Here is a 1,359-nt window from a genome sequence, read left to right as displayed (position 1 = left end):
CCCCCAGTAATGCCCGGGAATAGCGGGATCAATGGTTGCACTGGAGCGCTGCCGCATGGCGTCCCAAGGCTCGCCAATCACCAGAGCGATTTCCGGCTCGCCCGATTGCACTTGAATCGTCGCCACCGTAAGGAGGGCGGCGACCGCCAGTGCAAATACCGCACGTCGCCAGCCCACACGTTGCAGCAGGCTCATCGCACACCCCGGCCCGCGGCGATATCCCGAATCGCCTGTTCGATCTGATAGCGATTGCTGTCATGCAGCAGTTCATCAAACCGCACCGCGGCCTTGAGCACAAAGGCCATGCGCTGATGGATATCGGATAGGTCGGCCACGGGGTTGTTACCAAAGCCAATAGTGCGTCCATCATCGAAGCGGTGGCATTGGCTGGCCAGCGTCAGTTCAATGGCTTGAGCGGCGCCGGACGGGAAGCCAGTGACGTAGGAGACATGGTTGCTGCGCAGTAGAGTTACCAGTTTCGTGTCGCTGTACATCGCCGGTTGCAGGATATTCCGCTGTTCGTGCCAAGCCAGATGCTCAACACTTTTGGCGATGTTGCCAGTCTCAATGGCCTGGAAGGCTTGCAGGATTTCCTTGTAGTCATGACCGAACCTTAACTTCTTCTGCCCTACCGGCCATAACACGGGGTGCTGGTCATGCCCATAGATGTTTTGGCGCGACTCCAAACAGGTTTCAAGCGCCTTCAACCCACGTTCTTGGTAGAAAGCGTGCAGCGGAAATATATCCAGAAACAGCGTGGTATTGCCCATGGCCAGCATCTCGTACACGTGCCGGTACAGCTGCTGAACATACGACAACGATTCGTCGTTGCGCCCGAGGTCGATGCTTGGCACCGGGTTGTTGCGGTGGGCTTGCTCGTAGTCGCGCTGTGCCTGCTCGAAGTCCCGCAGTTTCGCCTGCCTGTCACGCTCATTGCGGCTGAGCAAGCCAAAGAACCCTTTCCTGGCACTATTCTTCAGGTGCTGTCCCGCTTCATATTCAGCCTGAATCTTATCGATGGAATCAGCGGCATGCAGCAGGCCACAGCCGACCTGTTTCGAGGCAAAGGCTGCGAGGCCCGCCCATTGGAAGCGCTGATCGTGCAGCCATAACTGGGCATAGGCGGCATTGATCGCGCGATTACGCGCCTTAGGGTCGGCGATCAGCCTGCCACCCGGTGCCACGATGGACTCGGCTCTTTGCTGGTACCCGAGCCAGAGGTTCTCGCAGACCCGCCCCGGCAGTTCAGCGAAGGTCGGAGTGGGACGGCTCGTCGCCGGCGCGAAACCGGAAGGGCGCGGCTCGGCTACCGATTGATGGGTTGAGGTCGCAGCGGCCGGTTGAGCGGCGGCTCGGGGG

At 59.7% G+C, this 1,359-nt stretch carries 1 protein-coding gene and 1 pseudogene; both read right to left on the bottom strand.

The genetic code is table 11. The features are described from left to right. Window positions 1-195, bottom strand: a pseudogene (locus tag F8N21_RS30250) (hypothetical protein); the annotation flags it as partial. Then, window positions 192-1,359 (bottom strand): DUF2515 family protein (locus F8N21_RS30245; RefSeq protein WP_224788326.1); only part of this gene is annotated, 1,168 nt, incomplete at its 5' end. The pseudogene F8N21_RS30250 and the gene F8N21_RS30245, both read right to left, overlap by 4 nt.

It is taken from the genome of Pseudomonas fluorescens (genome assembly GCF_902497895.1).
GTDB lineage: Bacteria > Pseudomonadota > Gammaproteobacteria > Pseudomonadales > Pseudomonadaceae > Aquipseudomonas > Aquipseudomonas fluorescens_BP.
This window is presented reverse-complemented; position numbering and strand designations above follow the sequence as displayed.